Genomic DNA, 17,316 nt, shown 5'->3' with positions numbered 1-17,316 from the left:
TCTAATTTTAGAGATCAGCCCTGTTTTAGATGGCAGCTATATAATCAAATCGCCTTGCAGTTACTCTTTTTATTATTTTTTATGAGTTGTAAACACCCGATTTTCCTTTATTTTAAATAAATTTGCAAGACTAGTATTATTCCACAACTACAAAAATGTCAATTATCACGCTTACTTCGGATTTCGGAAATTTAGATTACAGGGTTTCAGCTGTGAAAGGCAAGATTCTTTCTCTAAATCCTGAGGTTAACATTATTGATATTACCCACGAAATTCAGGCATACAATCTTATACAGACTTCATATATCGTAAGAAATGCTTATAAACATTTTCCTAAAGGAACCATTCATATCGTATCTGTAGACAGCTTTTATCACAAATCACGAAGAAATATTTTATACAAGGCAGATGGTTCTTACTTTTTAGCAGCCGACAATGGCCTATTAAGTCTTGTATTTTTTGATATTAAACCTGAGGCTATTTATGAGATTACTTTAAATAACAGGTTTGATGATGTTATTAATTTTACTTCTACAGATATTTTTGTGCCGGCAGCAGTACATTTGGCTAACGGGGGCCTTCCAGAAGTGATCGGTAGAAAAATAAAAAATGTAAAAGAACTTTTATTTCCAAAACCGGTCTATAACGAGGCTGAAAAAATGATTATTGGCGAGGTCATGTACATTGATAATTTCGGAAATATAATATCAAATATCAGCAAGGATTTTTTTGAAGCAGCAGGTAAAGGACATGAGAACTTTACGATCAAATTCAGGAATTTAAGTCTTTCAAAAGTATTTTCAAGTCACACTGAGGTTGTTTCAGATTGGGAAAGGGAGACTGAATTTCACGGACAGTCAGCAGCTATTTTTAATGACAGTCAACTGTTGGAGCTTACCATTTATAAAGGAAGCAAAAAAAATGGTGCAAAAAGTTTGTTTGGATTAAATGTTGGCGGTAATATTTACATAGAATTTCTGTAAAATTATATATTCCGTAAAAAAACCGATTTTTTTTATATATTTGTCAAAATCTAAAAAATAAAAATGGCAGAGTACAAATTATTGCTTCCTTCCATGGGAGAAGGTGTTATGGAAGCTACAATTATCACTTGGTTATTCAATGAGGGTGATCATGTGAAGGAGGATGATTCCGTAGTAGAAATTGCAACAGATAAGGTAGATTCAGACGTTCCGACACCAGTTTCGGGAAAAATTATAAAAATCTTAAAGCAAAAGGATGAAGTTGCTAAAGTTGGTGAGGCCATTGCTATTTTAGAAATTGAAGGAGAAGGCGGAAATACAGCTGAAGAAGTTAAAACTGAAACTCCAGCTTCTGCTCCGGATACACAAGTTTTAAAAACAATTGAAGAACCGTTGAAAACGGGGAATTCTAATGTTGAATTTTCAGGAGACCTTTACTTATCTCCACTTGTAAAATCAATTGCACAACAAGAAAATATTTCAGAATCTGAACTAAAATCCATTAAAGGAAGTGGTTTAGAAGGAAGAATTACCAAAGAAGATATATTATCATATGTAAGTAACAGAGGTAGCCAGCCTCAGGCAGCACCAGTTCAGCAAGCTATTTCAGCACCACAGCCAGTTGCTACAACTCCTGTTGTTACTCCAATCTCAGTTTCAGTAGGTGATGAGATCATTCCAATGGACAGAATGAGAAAAATCATTGCTGAGAACATGGTAAAAGCAAAACATATTGCGCCGCATGTTACTTCTTTCATTGAAACAGACGTTACCAACGTTGTAAAATGGAGAAATAAACATAAGGATCTATTCGAAAAGCGCGAAGGTGAAAAACTTACTTTCATGCCTATTTTTGTTAAAGCAATTGTAAAAGCAATCCAGGACTATCCAATGATCAATGTTTCTGTAAATGGAGATAATATCATTAAAAAGAAAAACATCAATATTGGTATGGCTACGGCACTTCCTGATGGAAACCTTATTGTTCCTGTAATTAAAAATGCAGATCAACTTTCTCTTTCTGGTTTGGCAAAAGCGATCAATGATTTAGCTTTCAGAGCAAGAAATAAGAAATTAAGACCGGAAGACACTCAGGGAGCTACTTATACAATATCTAATGTAGGAAGCTTTGGAAATTTAATGGGAACTCCTATTATTCCTCAGCCTCAGGTTGCTATTTTAGCAATTGGAGCAATTGTTAAAAAACCTGCAGTATTAGAAACTAAAGATGGTGATGTGATTGCTATTCGTCAGTTAATGTTCATGTCTCACTCTTATGACCACAGAGTGGTAGACGGTTCTTTAGGTGGAATGTTCCTGAAACATGTTCATGACTACCTTCAAAACTGGGATCTGAATACAGAAGTATAAGTAATAGGCAATAATTCATATTGCTTATTATAAAATATTAACCTTCGATTTATCGGAGGTTTTTTTTACGTGTAAAAATCATTATACCCTAATTCTTAGCACCTGCCAACGAAATTACCCAAACGGCAAATACCCCGTAAAGAATTAGAAAAATCAACACAGAGAAGAAAAAAACAAGAAGTAATATCCTGGTTATCCCAGCCTTTGAAAAAATGACACCCAAAAGAATAACAAACAGATTGAGTAAGACGAGATAGTGATAAGTATCAAAAAACTCATTAGTCAAAAATCCATTGATTATTAAAAATAAGATATGAGAAATAACAAAAAATATGCAAACCAAGATTGCTAATGCATTTGGATTTTTCTTAAAAACTTCAAACATATCTTTATTTTATTAATTTCAGAACTAATATAATCATTTAAAAGATTTATGGACCTATTCTTCTACTTATTGGAAGTTAAACGAATTAGTATTACATTTAAAACAAACTTTAAATGATGAAATTAGATTATAAAAACAAATGCTTTTCTTTGCCAATATCAAGGTTAAAAAATTACTGGCATTCCTCTTCTCAAATCAACGTACCCTCTTTAAACATTACCAATTAGTCTTATGCGTTCCATTCTTACCATCGTCCGCAGAGGTCTCAAGAAGTCTTTTGACAATATCCGAAACGAACAATTGAAGTACAACCTGCTTCAGGCTATTCCATTTTGGGTTGGCTCAGTGATCACAGGATTTTTTGCCGTGATGTACGCTAAAATATTTGCATGGGGTGAAGGACTTTTAAATATAATTTTTAATTGGCATTCATGGATGATCTTCATTATTGCTCCAATCTGTTTTGTCTTGTCATGGTGGCTTGTTAAAGAATTTGCGCCCAATGCTAAAGGAAGTGGAATTCCACAGGTAATGGCGGCTGTAGAATTAGCCAATCCAAAGGAACATACAAAAATAAGAAGTCTGCTTAGTCTTAAAATTATCTTTTTTAAAATTATTTCCTCAGTTATATTAGTAATTGGCGGTGGTGCAGTTGGACGTGAAGGACCTACTATTCAAATTGCAGGTTCTATCTTTAGGAAAGTCAATGAATATCTTCCTGAATGGTGGCCGAAAATATCCAAAAAGAATATGATAATGACTGGCGCAGCAGCCGGACTCGCAGCCGCTTTTAACACTCCTCTTGGCGGAATTGTATTTGCTGTGGAAGAATTATCAAAGACCCACATCAACTACTTTAAAACAGCTCTTTTCACTGCTGTGATCATTGCTGGCCTAACCGCTCAAACCTTAGCCGGTTCCTATTTATACCTGGGTTATCCTAAAACACATGATGTTTCTCTTATGGTTATGTTTCCCATTGTTCTTGTAGCAGGTGTATCAGGTATTTTGGCAAGCCAGCTTTCTGTTATGATGCTCAAAATGAATGACTGGAAAAAGAAAAACCTTAAAACAGATGGAGCAAACGTATTTTTTCTCGTAGCTTGTGCACTTATCATCGCATCCATTGCCTATTTCATAAACCGAGAGATTTTAGGTTCTGGGAAAGAGATCATGGAACGGGTTCTTTTCACCAAAAATAAACATGAAGACTGGTATGTTCCCATCTTAAGAATGCTGGGGCCTGCTCTATCATTTACTTCTGGTGGTGCCGGTGGGATTTTCGCTCCTGCCCTTTCAGCTGGTGCAAGTATTGGCTCGGTCATTTCCGGAGTCATCCATCTCACCCAAAATGAAACAAACGTCGTTATCCTAGCTGGAATGGTCGCTTTTCTTACCGGAATTACAAGGGCTCCCTTTACCTCGGCCATTATTGTTCTTGAAATGACCGACAGGCACTCATTGATTTTTCATTTAATGCTGGCAGGAATGGTTTCCTCTATTCTTTCTATTTTAGTTAGCCGTCACTCGTTATACGATGTATTAAAAGTAAATTTCTTAACTGAAATAAGAAATAAGAAGGAATAAGAAGAAGGCATAAGGAATATAATTGATAATTCATAACTTTTAATTATTAATTCAGTTCTAACAAATATTCACGATCTATTGCATACTTAAAATACTTTCACTAATTTTGCACCTCGAAATAATTAACAAATTCATTTAACATTATGAACAATTACGAAACTGTTTTCATTTTAACTCCCGTTCTATCTGACGCACAGGTGGAGGAAGCAGTAAAAAAATTTGAAACTCTTTTAAAAGAGAAAAACTGCGAAATCGTTGCTAAAGAGAACTGGGGATTAAAAAAATTAGCTTATCCGATCCAATTAAAAAAGAACGGATTCTACACTTTAATCGAGTTTAAAGGAGAAGGTACTATCGTTGCTGATTTAGAATTAGCTTTCAAACGTGACGAAAGAGTAATCCGTTACCTTACTACGAAGCTTGACAAGCATGCTATTGACTATGCTGTAACAAGAAGAACTAAAGTAAAAGTAGCTAAAGCTTAATTATTAACCCATTATTAAAAAAGACAAGACATGGCAATAGATGAAATGGCTAAACAAGCCTCAGCTGGAGGAGAATCAGAAGTAAAATTCCTTACTCCACTTGATATCAATACAAAATCTGAAAAGAAATATTGTAGATTCAAAAAATTTGGAATTAAGCATGTAGATTATAAAGATGCTGATTTCTTATTACAGTTCGTAAACGAACAAGGTAAAATTTTACCAAGAAGATACACTGGAACTTCTTTAAAATACCAAAGAAAAGTTTCTGCTGCTATCAAAAGAGCAAGACATTTGGCTTTAATGCCTTACGTAGCTGACTTATTAAAATAAGACAACAAAAAAATAAATAAGAGAAGAAGGTTCGCCTTCTTCTTTTGTTGCTGAATTAATTTATAAATTCTAACGAAGGAAAGAGAAACCCGGAATATAAACCCCGGAACTCGGAACTCTAAAACGGACAACAACAATGGAAATTATCTTAAAAAAAGACGTAGAAAACTTAGGACTTGAGTTTGATACAGTAAATGTAAAACCAGGTTATGCTAGAAACTTTTTACTTCCTCAAGGAATTGCTCTTTTAGCTACACCAAAAAATAAAGCGACTTTAGAAGCTACTTTAGAAGCTAGAAAAGAAGAAGAAGCTAAATTAGTTGCTGCTGCTAACGCTGTAGTAGATCAATTGAAGAAAACTTCTATCACTATTCCTGCTAAAGTTGGATCTGGTGATAAATTATTCGGATCTATCAACAATGCTGACCTTTCTGCAGCTCTTGCTAAAGCTGGTGTTGAAGTAGAAAAGAAATACATCAAAATCCCTGGAAATACAATCAAGAGAACTGGTAAAGTAACTGCTATCATCAGATTACACAGAAATGTTGAATACAACTTCGAATTTGATGTTGTTTCTGACGCTCCTGTTGTAGCTGCTCCTAAAAAAGTAGAAGCTCCTAAACCTGCAGCTGAAACTGAATCAGAAGAAGCTTAAGAATAAACGGGATTTCCCGAAATATATAAACCACTTCCTTTGAAGTGGTTTTTTTGTTTTCATTTTTATCTAGCTTTTAATCTACCGTTAAATCCTTCCCTTTCTAATTCCTACCCCCTTCTCCTTTCAACTTCTGTTGATATTCTGTGGGCGGTATTCCTATTACTTTCTTGAAGATAGTACTGAAAGAAGACAGACTGTTATACCCAACCATCATTGCAATCTCGTACATATTATATTTTCCTTCAAGCATCAATTCCAATGAACGGGTAATTCGTAACGCACGTAGAAAACGGACATAATTCATCCCTAGAATCTCTTTAAACTTTCTGGATAATGTTCTGGTACTCATTCCAAATTCTTTGGCTGTAGATTCAATGGTAAGATTCTTTTCAAGATTGGCGTGAATATATTTTGCTACCCTCAATAACATTTCATCTTTAGGAAAAGGATGCTGAACCGGGAATGCCAACTTCTTATCTCTTTTTTCCGGTAAAATTCCTTTTAATGCTTTGAGGAAATAATATTTTGAACCATCATTTTTTGTGATTTTCCCATCCCAGTCTTTTGTATATAAAATCATCTCCCGAAGTAAATGGCTGACAGAATAGATATTGATTTCATCAAAGAAGCCATTTTCTTCGCTATCTTTTTTAAAATAAAAATTGTATAAATCGACTTTTGGACTGGATGTAAAAATATAATGTGGAATTCCAGCAGGAATCCACATAAAGCATCGTGCCGGAAGATACCAATGTTTAAGTTCCGTAAAAATATGCACAATACCCCCTTCTGCATACACTAATTGTGCAGAACTGTGATTATGAATATCTGTTTTTATATTTCCAGTAAGAACGTGAAAAACATAAAATTCTGCATCCTCTTCTTCTACCGCTTTAAAATGACTATTATTCATAGGATAAAGGTAATGAGAATATTTTTATTTGGCGTAAATGAGCAAATCTTTTTCTGCTTTAACAAATAGTGTCCAGGCAGACAGCTCGTACCTTTGCAGTATCAAAATCAATTTAGCAAAAAACCTTTAATTAATTTATGAAAATGATATTTAGCACGCGCAGATATCACTGGATTGCGTTGTGCTTATTACTGATAAGCAGTTTCTTACACTCACAAGTGATCAATTACCAAAACCTCAGTCTTCAACAAGCTATAGAATTGGGCTTAAAGAATAATAAAAATATTCTGATCAGCCATCTTAAACAAACTATGTCTGAAACCAAAGAGAAAGATCTCAGAATGGAAAAACTCCCGGATATTGAGTTTCACACTAGTTACAATCAGGTATCCAACCTTTTTCAACATGAAAATGGTGTGTTTCGAAAAGCTACTAAATATGATGTCATCAATGGAATGTATGATTTCACCCTTTCAGCATCTATTCCCGTTTATATGGGTGGAAGAATTAAAAATACAGAGAAAAAAGCATCTATTGACACTGAAATTTCAACATTGAAAACCCAGCTCGATGAAAGAGAACTTAAAATGGAAATCATCACTGCCTTTTTGCAAATCCATCATTTAAAGGAACAACAGGATCTTATTAATGAAAAAATGAAGGAAGATTCTGTAAACATCAAACAGGTAAAAGCTTTAAAGGCTAACGGGGTTGTTACTTTTAATGAAGTATTGAGAACTTCTCTGCAACTTTCCAATCACAAAATGAGCTGGACAGAGCTTGATAATGATATCCAAATAGCCGAACATCAATTAAAAACAATTCTTTTTATTCCGGACAATCAGGAAATACATACCAATACTGATGATCTTGTTTCTGATCATGCGGAAATCCCTTATATCAACGAATTAACGGCAACAGCATTGGTTAAAAATGAAAACATAGAAATTACAAAGAAAAATCTTTCTTTAAAAGAACTGGATCAAAAAATCGTAAAGGCAAATTATCTACCAAAGATCACGGCAGGAGGAGAATATTTCATTAAATATCCCAATATGATGTTCTTTCCACCAGAGCCATATGCTTATCGTTTAGGCATGATTGGAGTCAATCTCATCTATCCTATTGAAAGCCTTTATAAGAACAAATACAAAATGCAGGAAGCAAAGGAAAACATAGATCTGGCGAAATTACAGATCGAAGAAAAGGAAGAGGGGTTGAAACATTCTGTTTATGAAGCTTATAAAAAATTCGAAGAGACCGATCAAAAAGTAAAAATAGCGGAAGAAGCTATTAATCAGGCTAAAGAAAACTATCGTATAGTCAAAACAAAATATGCCAACAAATTAAGCTTGATTACAGAACTTATTGATGCAGATAATACTTATCTGGAAACCCAATCTAATCTTATTTCTGTGAAGATCAACAGACAATTAAAATATTACCAACTTCAATATACCATCGGAAACTTATAAAAATTATGAATAAGAAGCAATTGACTAAAAAAGAAGAAAGGATCAACAAAACGATTACTTTATTAGCCTGGATTCTCATCATAAGCGGAATTACGGGAATGGTAAGTTTTTATCTTTTTTCAAGAAAAAATGTTACGACAAATGATGCGCAGATTGAACAATACATCACTCCTGTTTCAAGTAAGGTTTCGGGTTTTATTAAAACCGTACGATTCAATGAAAATCAGTTTGTACATAAAGGAGATACTTTAATCATAATTGATAATCGTGAATTCATCAACCAGGTAAAAATTGCTGAAGCCAATCTTCATGCTAATTCAGAAAATATTACAACCATCCAGAGTGGTGTAAATACTAAAGAAAGTGACACCAAGATTATTGATGCTAAAATAGCTTCCGCGAAAATTGATATCTGGAGAACTGAACAGGATTTTAAAAGATATAAAAATCTGGTAGCAGAAGACGCAGCAACTGAACAACAGTTTGAGAATATAAAAGCTTCTTATGATCAGGCAAAAGCTAATCTCATGGCATTAGAACAGCAAAAAAATGCCGTACGAGCCGGTGCAAATGAACAGGAAACAAAAGTTGCTCCAGCAAAAAGCCAGATTCAACAAAGCTCAGCGAGTCTTAATAATGCTAAACTATTCCTATCGTACACCGTGGTAACAGCACCTTATGATGGATGGGTTGGCAAAAAAACAATCCAGGAAGGGCAATTAATTAAAGAAGGACAGGCTTTGGTTCAAATCGTAAGTAAGGAAAAATGGATCATTGCCAATTTTAAAGAAACTCAGTTAGGACTAATTGATCAAAAACAAGAAGTAGTCATTGAAGCAGATGCTTTTCCTGATATTAAATTTAAAGGAAAAATATCCTCCATATCTCCTGCATCAGGTTCTCAGTTTTCTTTGGTTAAGCCTGATAATGCTACCGGAAATTTTGTGAAAATAGAACAGAGATTTCCTGTGAAAATTATTCTTGATCATAACCATGACAATGAAAAACTACTTTCTGGAATGAATGTTTTGGTAAGTGCCAGAAAACTGTAAAACCGCGGATTTGAGAATAATTATTCATCTAGTTCCTGCTGCCAAACATCTAAACAACTATAAATATTTAACGGAAAGGTAAAACTGCGAAAGCGTGAATTTGCGAGTTTTTTCTTCAAGCACTTTTACCATTTTACCTTTTACTTTTCATGCGCTTTTGCCTTTCCGTTTTTATACTATAAAAAATGCAACATAATTCAGTTTATTATAAATGGGTACCACAATGGCTGAAATTGCCGCTTCTTATTCTGGCGCTTTTTCCCCACCTGATGTTATTATCTATTCTACATTCTAATAGTGCCTTCACATCCTCTTTTATGGATGTAGATCCGGATGACATCCAATACTTATTGATTTTGATGTACGGGACATTTGTGGTTACCCTTTTAGTTTTACAGCGATTCATGGCCTACTTTAGCGTTAAATATTATATTTTACTGATGTCTTCGATCTCTGTAATTATCCTTTATATTTTATCAATAACCAACGACTATCATGTAATTCTTGTTATCAGATTTCTGGAAGGAATTTTCGGACTTCTGGAAGGTGCTATATTTTTGCCCCTGATCATAGCAGAATTGAAAACCAAACATGCCAAAGTGATCGCTTATCTTTTCATGTATACCATCATGCTGACCGGTGGAACAGTGACCACCTCTTTATTAAAATCAAGTATCCAGGATTATGATTTCAAGCACATGATTTTAATGATTGTCTACTTTCACATTTTTGTTTTGATCATTGGTATCGCTTTGTTTAACAGAAACAGATTTTTCCCTAAAAAACCTTTATACCAGCTAGATATTACAAGTTGGTTTTTACTATGGACCTGTCTGCAATCTGGAGCTTACGCCATTATCTACGGAAAACGATTGATGTGGTTTGAATCTGAGACCATTATTTTATGTTTGTTCACTTTTTTAATATCCGGAGGACTATTTATCCTAAAACAGAGAAACTCTAAAAGGCCGATTTTCCATTTTGAAGTATTAAACTCTAAAAATGTAATTGCCGGGATGATCTTATTTTTTGTTTTTTACCTGATACGTTCCGGATTAAATAATGTCTACAGCATCATGGCTACTGTTTGGAAATGGCCCTGGGATTATATTGTTGATGTTCAATACTGGAATGTTGCAGGAACTCTTATAGGTGTATTTTTATCAGGAATCTGCCTGATGAAAGGCATTTCTTCAAGAATCGTATTTTTCATTGGATTTCTCTTGTTAGCGATTGATTGTGCTTGGTTTACCTACACTTTTTATCCTGATACTACGCTCTCCACTATTTGCCCACCTTTATTTTTACAGGGAATTGCGCAAGGTTTATTATTTACTCCGCTTGTCTTTTTTTTAATAGCCGGTCTTCCAGAAGATTTTGTTGCTAATGGCACTGCTATGGGGACTACTACCCGATTCTGGACAACAGCTATAGGATATGCTTTGATGCAAAATTTAATGCTGTTTTTAACTTTAAAACACTCTGACAGCTTAAGTTATAACCTAACTGATACAAATCCTGTTTTTTATTCCCAATGGAATCAGATCTTTGGAACTAACATCTCTAAATTACCAATCAATGAGTCATTATCTCTGACAGCAGGAGCATTTAAAGTTAAAATCATCTCTCAGGCTATTTTACTGTCTAATATGGAAATATTCACTGGATTATTCTGGCTGGCATTTATTACAGCCTTGCTCCTATTATTATATCACCCCGTTAAAATTGCTATCAGAAATATCATGTAATATTTTAGGCAATAAATTTGCATTGTTTCCTAAAATTTGAGGTATGAAAATTCAGGAAATAATAGCGGGTCAAAAAACATTTTTCAATACACATAAAACTAAAAATATAAAATTTAGAAAAATGTATCTTGAAAAGTTAAAAGAACTTATTATTCAAAATGAAGAGCTTTTATATCGTGCAATTGAGAGCGATTTTGGAAAATCAAGATTTGACACTTTTACAACAGAAATTTCTTTTGTTTTAAAAGACATTGATTATTATTTAAAAAATCTGAAAACACTTTCAAAACCTAAAAAAGTCTCCACAAACCTCGCTAATCAGATAGGAAAAAGTAAAATTCATCAGGAACCCCTGGGATGTATTCTTGTAATCGGGGCATGGAACTATCCGTATCAATTATCACTTTCTCCTTTAGTTGCAGCTTTGGCAGCAGGAAACTGCTGTATTTTAAAACCCAGTGAAATCGCCAGAAATACAATGAATGTAATGTCTAAAATCATCAATGAAAACTTTCCTTCAGAATACATCTATGTTTATAAAGGCGGAATTGATGAAACAACAGACCTTTTACGTCTAAAATTCGATAAAATATTTTTTACAGGAAGTACCAAGGTTGGCAAAATTATCTACAAAGCGGCTGCGGAACATTTAACTCCAGTAACCTTAGAGTTGGGAGGAAAATCACCTGCTATAGTTACTAAAGATGCTAATCTGGAAGTTGCGGCCAAAAGGATTGTATGGGGAAAATTTCTAAATGCCGGGCAGACCTGTGTAGCACCCGACTATCTTTTGGTAGAGGAATCTGTTCAGGAACAGTTTCTGGAAATGCTGAGAAAATACATTAAAGAATTTAAGTATGAACCCAATTCCGATCAATACACAAGAATTATCAACCAGAAAAATTTCCACCGTCTTATACAGCTTATCAATAAAGAAAAAATTTACTTTGGCGGCAATTACAATGAGGAAAATCTCTATATAGAACCTACTATTTTAACCGCTGTCAATTGGGAAGATAATGTTATGCAGGAAGAGATTTTTGGACCAATTTTACCTGTCATTTCTTTTACCAATTTTAATCAAATTCTGCTTAGTATTACCGATCTGGAGAAACCACTTGCCGCCTATTTATTTACTGACAATTTAGAAGAGAAAGAGGCTTTCACGCAAAAATTATCATTTGGTGGAGGTTGTATAAATGATGTAGTGATGCACTTAAGCAATGACAATTTACCTTTTGGTGGAGTTGGAAATTCAGGTATTGGGAATTACCACGGACGGTATGGTTTTGAAACCTTTTCACATCAAAAATCAATATTGGAAAAAGTAACCTGGGGTGAACCCAATATAAAATATCCACCCTATTCTGATAAAAAGCTAAGCTGGATTAAAAAGCTTTTATAAAAATAAAAAACCGAGAAAATTCTCGGTTTTATTTTATGATTTTGGAGTCCACTGATTAAAGAACTCTTTCACTTTTTCTAAGCTATAGCCTTTATCCTGCTCCAGAACATCACTCTGTTGAACATGAACCATTTTACCATTTTTATCTAAAATAATAAACACCGGATAGCCAAACTTATCTCCAGGATTCCCATATTGAGCAAAAACTTTCTCATTTTTATTATCCGGAGAAAAATTAAGGTGATAGTATAAATAGTTCTTATCTACTAATTGTTTCAACTCAGGAGTAGTTTGTACAAACTGATTAAAACGCAAACACCAGATACACCAGTTTCCACCCGCCTGGATCATAATATTTTTATTCTCCTTTTTTGCCTGTGCAACAAGTTTATCTATATCTTTTTGTGCATCAGCTTTTGGGTCATAAGGCTTAGGTAGTTTAGCTTTTTCCTCAGCTGCTTTTTTCTTAGCATCCAGTTCTGCGTGATCAGTCTTTACCAACAACGCCTTATCTCTTGAATTTTTGGCATCAGGAGTTATTTTTGTTTCCTGAGAAAAAACAAAAGTACTTACAATCAGGAAAGCTGTTATTGACAATTTTTTCATAACATAAAAGTAAAAAAATAATACTTATTACAAGCAAAAATAGAACCATATTTTTATTATTACTAAATTTGCATGTTTTATGAATTTCCTCATCAAGATATTATACCTGATCTCTAAGCTCCCGCTAAAAATATTATATATTTTTTCGGATATTATTTTCTTTTTGAACTATTATATCGTCGGATATAGAAAGAAGGTGATCACTCAAAACTTAACGAACTCATTCCCTAAGAAATCAAAAAAAGAGATCGCAGATATCAGAAAAAAGTTTTATCTCAATTTTTCTGATTACCTGGTAGAAACTGTAAAATCTTTTAGTATTTCGGAAACAGAATCTAGGGTAAGAATGCAGCATATCAATCAGGATGTATTTCATGAAATTAAGAATGAAGGAAAGAATATTATTTTATTAGCCGGGCATGTCTTTAACTGGGAGTGGATAAATGCATTAGCAAAAATTGTCCCCCAAGATCATTGCCATCCTGTATACCGGAAAGTAAACAGTGAATTTTGGGAAAAACAAATGAAAAAGGTTCGAAACAAATTTGGCAATGAAGCGTTGGAAGCCAATGAAGTTATTCTCAATATTTTCAGAAATAAAAATGATGGAAGCTCAATTTATATGTTTGTTGCTGATCAGACTCCACATGTTTCACATGTAAATTATGGGTTAGAATTTCTTGATCAGAAAACACCGGTTTTTGTTGGTTATGATAAACTAGCCACAAGAATGGATCTGGCCTTCATCTATTGTGAGGTGAAAAAAGTAAAACGTGGATTTTATCAGGTTAATTATCATAGAATTTACCCGGATGGAGAAAAATTCACTGAACATGAAGTAGTAAAAAAGTTCCATAAATTATTAGAAAACACCCTACATAAGCGTCCTGATAATTATCTTTGGTCACATAGAAAATGGAAGTATAAAGATTCTATTAAAAACTTTGATTCAGAAAAAATATAGGTTAGATGTCAAAAAAATTAGCAGTTGTTATATTAAATTGGAATGGTAAAAACTGGCTTGAAAAATTTCTACCAAGCGTTGTTCGTTTTTCTTCCAATGCAGACATCTATGTAATCGATAACCTTTCTACAGATGATTCAATAGCGTATTTGCAGAGTCGATTCCCAATAGTAAAAATCATTAAAAATGATAAAAACTATGGTTTTGCAGGTGGATACAATGTAGGTTTAAAGAATATTCAAGCTGAATATTACTGCCTACTCAATTCGGATGTTGAAGTAACGGAAAACTGGATAGATCCAGTCTTGAATATATTTGAAAAAGACCTAGAAATTTCGGCTATCCAACCTAAAGTTCTATCCTACACTAACAAAAAATATTTTGAATTCGCCGGTGCAGGAGGTGGGTTAATTGATAATCTTGGATATCCTTACTGCAGGGGAAGGATCTTTGATGATGTAGAGGAAGACAAAGGCCAGTACAATGATGAAACAGAAATTTTCTGGGCTTCTGGATGTTGCTTTTTTATCCGTTCAAAAGATTTCTGGGAGCAAAAAGGTTTCGATGACAGGTTCTTTGCTCATCAGGAAGAGATCGATCTATGTTGGAGGTTAATTAATACCGGAAAGAAAATATATTATACAGGCCAATCTACAGTTTATCACGTAGGAGGAGGTACTCTGAATAAACAAAGCGCTCAGAAAACTTATTTAAATATAAGAAATAACCTTTCGATGATGCTCAAGAATCTACCTTTCCCTCAGCTTATCTGGCTTATCTTCTTTCGACTTTGTTTAGATGGTATTGCAGGTATTTATTTTGGTTTTAAAAATGGATTCCCTCATCTCTGGGCAGTTGTAAGAGCTCATTTTGGTTTCTATGCACAACTTCCACAAACATGGAAATTACGTCAAAACCGACAAATAAGCACATTTTATCAAAGTAAATGGCTTATTTTCAAACATTTTCTTTAATTAGGAATAATTCATATTAAATTTAAATTCATAACTTATAGCTCTTAACTCACAACTTATATTTCAAAATGGATTTTTGTGCAATTGATTTCGAAACTGCAACTAATGATAGAAGCTCGGCTTGTGAACTTGGAGTCTGTATCGTACAAAATTCTCAAATTGTGGAAACTAAAACCTGGCTCATAAAGCCACCTAGCTTTCCCTATTTTAGTAAATTTAATGTAGCAGTTCATGGTATCGTCCCTGAAGATGTAAAGGACTCACCTACTTTTGATGAGATCTGGTATGAGGTTGAAGAAATGATGTACGGAACATTGATGATTGCTCACAATGCAAGCTTTGATGCAGGAATATTAAGAGGGTGTCTTAACCATTACGGAATGTTTACACCAAAGCTCAATTATTTATGCAGTATTCAACTGGCAAAAAAATCATGGAATTACCTTCCTAAATATGGATTAAAACACCTGTCTGAATACCATCAGATCAGTTTCAATCACCACAGAGCCGGAGACGATGCAGAAGCCTGTGCTAAAATCTCTTTACTGGCTTTTGAAAAGCTATTTCTTAGCAGCAATGAAGAAATTCATGATTACTTGAGAACTAAGATTAAACAGCTCTAATTACTCAAGACCTCTGACAATAGATTAAATTTTGGAATATCTATTTCAAAGCTTTCCTGGGTATCCATGTTTTTAACGAGGTATTTTCCGCTCATATTTCCGACTCCTGAACGTAACATCACATTAGAGAAATAACCGAAATTTTCACCTGTAGAGATCTCAGGAGTTAATCCTATGACCCCATCTCCTATAATTTCTGTATATCCAAAGCCTACGTCGAAGATCAACCACTTTCTTTTCAGAACTTTTATAGGAAAACCACCATCATTTTCTATTGTAATATTATACTTAAAAACATAACGGTTTTCAGAGGGGTAACTGTTTTTACTATCATATTCAGGAACAACTGAAACTTTGATATTGGAAGTTATTTTTGAGAACATCACTTTATATTTGATTAAATAAATACAAAAATCTCGCCTTTTTTAAGGCGAGATTGTAACTTATATTATAATTTTCTTAAAATTTATAATTCTAATGCTTTTCTTTCGTTACCACCCATTAATATTTCAACAGGATTATCGATACCTTCTTTTACTGCTACAAGGAATCCTACAGATTCTTTTCCATCAATAATTCTGTGGTCATAAGACATAGCAACGTACATCATTGGACGGATTACTACTTGTCCATCTACAGCAACTGGTCTTTGGATAATGTTGTGCATTCCTAAGATCGCAGATTGAGGAGGGTTAATAATTGGTGTAGACATCATAGATCCGAAAGTACCACCATTTGTAATAGTAAATGTACCACCAGTCATTTCATCAACACTGATTTTACCATCTCTTACTTTAGTAGCCAGATCTTTGATATTAGCTTCTATACTTCTGAAAGTCATATCTTCAGCATTTCTCAATACAGGAACCATTAATCCTTTAGGACCAGATACTGCAATTGAAATATCACAGAAGTCATAGTTTATTTTGAAATCTCCATCGATAGATGCATTTACATCAGGATACATTTGCAATGCTCTTGTTACCGCTTTTGTAAAGAAAGACATAAAACCAAGTCCGATTCCATGTTTTTGAGCGAATTCATCTTTATATTGTTTTCTGATTCTGAAGATTTCAGACATGTCAACCTCATTAAAGGTAGTTAACATCGCTGTTTCATTCTTCACAGAAACTAATCTTGAAGCAATTTTTCTTCTTAAAACTGAAAGTTTAGTTGTCGTTGTAGATCTTGATCCATTTGTAGAAGATACACTTCCCATTGCAGGAACAGCAGCTAATTCAGCATCAGTTTTAGTCACTCTTCCGTCTCTTCCAGATCCCGAAACCTGACCTGCATCTATTCCTTTTTCATCAAGGATTTTCTTAGCAGCCGGAGATGGAGTTCCTGTCGCATACGTTTGAGCAGCAGCTACAGGTTGTGCAGCTGGTTTTGGAGCTTCTTGCTGAACTGGCGCAGCTTTAGGAGCTTCCTCTTTTTTCGGAGCTTCTGCAGCAGGAGCAGGAGCAGCTGTACCTTCCGGCTTAGCAGCATCTACATCAATTAAACAAACTACCTGACCTACTTGTACAACTTCACCTTCTTCTGCTTTTAAAGTAATAATACCACTTTGCTCAGCAGGAAGTTCTAGAGTTGCTTTATCTGAGTCTACCTCAGCGATTGGTTGATCTTTTTCTACATAATCACCATCTTTCACAAGCCAAGTCGCGATTTCAACTTCTGTTATTGATTCGCCCGGTGAAGGAACTTTCATTTCTAAAACTGACATATCGTATTTTTTATTTTTTAATTGATTA

Annotated in this window: 17 protein-coding genes; 13 read left to right on the top strand and 4 right to left on the bottom strand. The window is 34.2% G+C overall.

Annotation, left to right across the window (positions count from 1 at the left end; all coding sequences use genetic code 11):
• The first annotated feature begins 155 nt into the window (after nucleotides 1-155).
• From J7E44_RS00445 to rplI, 6 genes are all read left to right on the top strand, one after another.
• Nucleotides 156-983, top strand: coding sequence for an SAM hydrolase/SAM-dependent halogenase family protein (locus J7E44_RS00445; RefSeq protein ID WP_214824303.1), 828 nt, complete (start codon nucleotides 156-158; stop codon nucleotides 981-983).
• A 63-nt stretch (nucleotides 984-1,046) separates the two neighbouring features.
• Nucleotides 1,047-2,354, top strand: a complete 1,308-nt coding sequence (locus J7E44_RS00440) for a dihydrolipoamide acetyltransferase family protein (protein ID WP_214824301.1) — start codon at nucleotides 1,047-1,049, stop codon at nucleotides 2,352-2,354.
• A gap of 616 nt (nucleotides 2,355-2,970) precedes the next feature.
• On the top strand, nucleotides 2,971-4,326 hold the full coding sequence (locus tag J7E44_RS00435) for a chloride channel protein (RefSeq protein WP_214824298.1): 1,356 nt from the start codon (nucleotides 2,971-2,973) through the stop codon (nucleotides 4,324-4,326).
• 143 nt (nucleotides 4,327-4,469) lie between these two features.
• Nucleotides 4,470-4,811 carry a 30S ribosomal protein S6 gene (gene rpsF / locus J7E44_RS00430; protein WP_172278518.1) on the top strand — a complete coding sequence of 114 codons (342 nt, stop codon included), beginning with the start codon at nucleotides 4,470-4,472 and terminating at the stop codon, nucleotides 4,809-4,811.
• A gap of 30 nt (nucleotides 4,812-4,841) precedes the next feature.
• Nucleotides 4,842-5,144, top strand: a complete 303-nt coding sequence (rpsR, locus tag J7E44_RS00425) for a 30S ribosomal protein S18 (RefSeq protein ID WP_007844708.1) — start codon at nucleotides 4,842-4,844, stop codon at nucleotides 5,142-5,144.
• Nucleotides 5,145-5,280: 136 nt separating this feature from the next.
• Nucleotides 5,281-5,799, top strand: a complete 519-nt coding sequence (rplI, locus tag J7E44_RS00420; RefSeq protein WP_214824294.1) for a 50S ribosomal protein L9 — start codon at nucleotides 5,281-5,283, stop codon at nucleotides 5,797-5,799.
• 103 nt (nucleotides 5,800-5,902) lie between these two features.
• Here rplI and J7E44_RS00415 read toward each other — a convergent pair whose 3' ends face one another.
• Nucleotides 5,903-6,715 (bottom strand): helix-turn-helix domain-containing protein, encoded by an 813-nt coding sequence (locus tag J7E44_RS00415; RefSeq protein WP_214824291.1) that lies wholly within the window; start codon nucleotides 6,713-6,715, stop codon nucleotides 5,903-5,905.
• A 137-nt stretch (nucleotides 6,716-6,852) separates the two neighbouring features.
• On the opposite strand from J7E44_RS00415, the gene J7E44_RS00410 reads away from it, so the two are divergent.
• The 4 genes from J7E44_RS00410 to J7E44_RS00395 all read left to right on the top strand — a co-directional run bounded on the left by J7E44_RS00410 (nucleotide 6,853) and on the right by J7E44_RS00395 (nucleotide 12,395).
• Nucleotides 6,853-8,190, top strand: coding sequence for a TolC family protein (locus J7E44_RS00410; RefSeq protein ID WP_251040436.1), 1,338 nt, complete (start codon nucleotides 6,853-6,855; stop codon nucleotides 8,188-8,190).
• Between the two features lie 5 nt (nucleotides 8,191-8,195).
• Entirely contained in the window at nucleotides 8,196-9,242 is a 1,047-nt protein-coding gene (locus J7E44_RS00405) for an HlyD family secretion protein (RefSeq protein WP_214824289.1), read from the top strand.
• Between the two features lie 185 nt (nucleotides 9,243-9,427).
• Nucleotides 9,428-10,990: an MFS transporter gene (locus J7E44_RS00400; RefSeq protein ID WP_214824286.1), complete on the top strand. Its 1,563-nt coding sequence runs from the start codon at nucleotides 9,428-9,430 to the stop codon at nucleotides 10,988-10,990.
• A 43-nt stretch (nucleotides 10,991-11,033) separates the two neighbouring features.
• A complete protein-coding gene (locus J7E44_RS00395) occupies nucleotides 11,034-12,395 on the top strand; it encodes an aldehyde dehydrogenase (protein ID WP_214824283.1) in 1,362 nt (453 codons plus the stop codon).
• Nucleotides 12,396-12,428: 33 nt separating this feature from the next.
• On the opposite strand, the gene J7E44_RS00390 is transcribed toward J7E44_RS00395, so the two are convergent.
• Nucleotides 12,429-13,001, bottom strand: a complete 573-nt coding sequence (locus J7E44_RS00390) for a thioredoxin family protein (protein WP_214824280.1) — start codon at nucleotides 12,999-13,001, stop codon at nucleotides 12,429-12,431.
• 79 nt (nucleotides 13,002-13,080) lie between these two features.
• Between J7E44_RS00390 and J7E44_RS00385 the strand changes: the two genes are divergently transcribed.
• From J7E44_RS00385 to J7E44_RS00375, 3 genes are all read left to right on the top strand, one after another.
• Complete coding sequence (locus J7E44_RS00385; RefSeq protein ID WP_214824277.1) at nucleotides 13,081-13,965, top strand: lysophospholipid acyltransferase family protein; 885 nt, start codon at nucleotides 13,081-13,083, stop codon at nucleotides 13,963-13,965.
• A 5-nt stretch (nucleotides 13,966-13,970) separates the two neighbouring features.
• Nucleotides 13,971-14,939 carry a glycosyltransferase family 2 protein gene (locus J7E44_RS00380; protein ID WP_214824275.1) on the top strand — a complete coding sequence of 323 codons (969 nt, stop codon included), beginning with the start codon at nucleotides 13,971-13,973 and terminating at the stop codon, nucleotides 14,937-14,939.
• Between the two features lie 68 nt (nucleotides 14,940-15,007).
• The gene (locus J7E44_RS00375) at nucleotides 15,008-15,562 is read left to right on the top strand and encodes a 3'-5' exonuclease (RefSeq protein WP_214824273.1); all 555 of its coding nucleotides are present in this window, start codon (nucleotides 15,008-15,010) and stop codon (nucleotides 15,560-15,562) included.
• On the opposite strand, the gene apaG is transcribed toward J7E44_RS00375, so the two are convergent.
• Entirely contained in the window at nucleotides 15,559-15,945 is a 387-nt protein-coding gene (gene apaG / locus J7E44_RS00370; RefSeq protein WP_251040435.1) for a Co2+/Mg2+ efflux facilitator ApaG/CorD, read from the bottom strand. The genes J7E44_RS00375 and apaG overlap by 4 nt on opposite strands.
• Nucleotides 15,946-16,028: 83 nt before the next feature.
• The gene (gene odhB, locus J7E44_RS00365; RefSeq protein ID WP_214824259.1) at nucleotides 16,029-17,288 is read right to left on the bottom strand and encodes a 2-oxoglutarate dehydrogenase complex dihydrolipoyllysine-residue succinyltransferase; all 1,260 of its coding nucleotides are present in this window, start codon (nucleotides 17,286-17,288) and stop codon (nucleotides 16,029-16,031) included.
• Nucleotides 17,289-17,316 lie beyond the last annotated feature (28 nt).

The sequence above is a fragment of the Chryseobacterium sp. ISL-6 genome (assembly GCF_018613715.1).
Lineage (GTDB): Bacteria > Bacteroidota > Bacteroidia > Flavobacteriales > Weeksellaceae > Chryseobacterium > Chryseobacterium paludis.
Note: the sequence above shows the minus strand (reverse complement) of the source record. Positions and strands in the feature narration are given on the sequence as shown.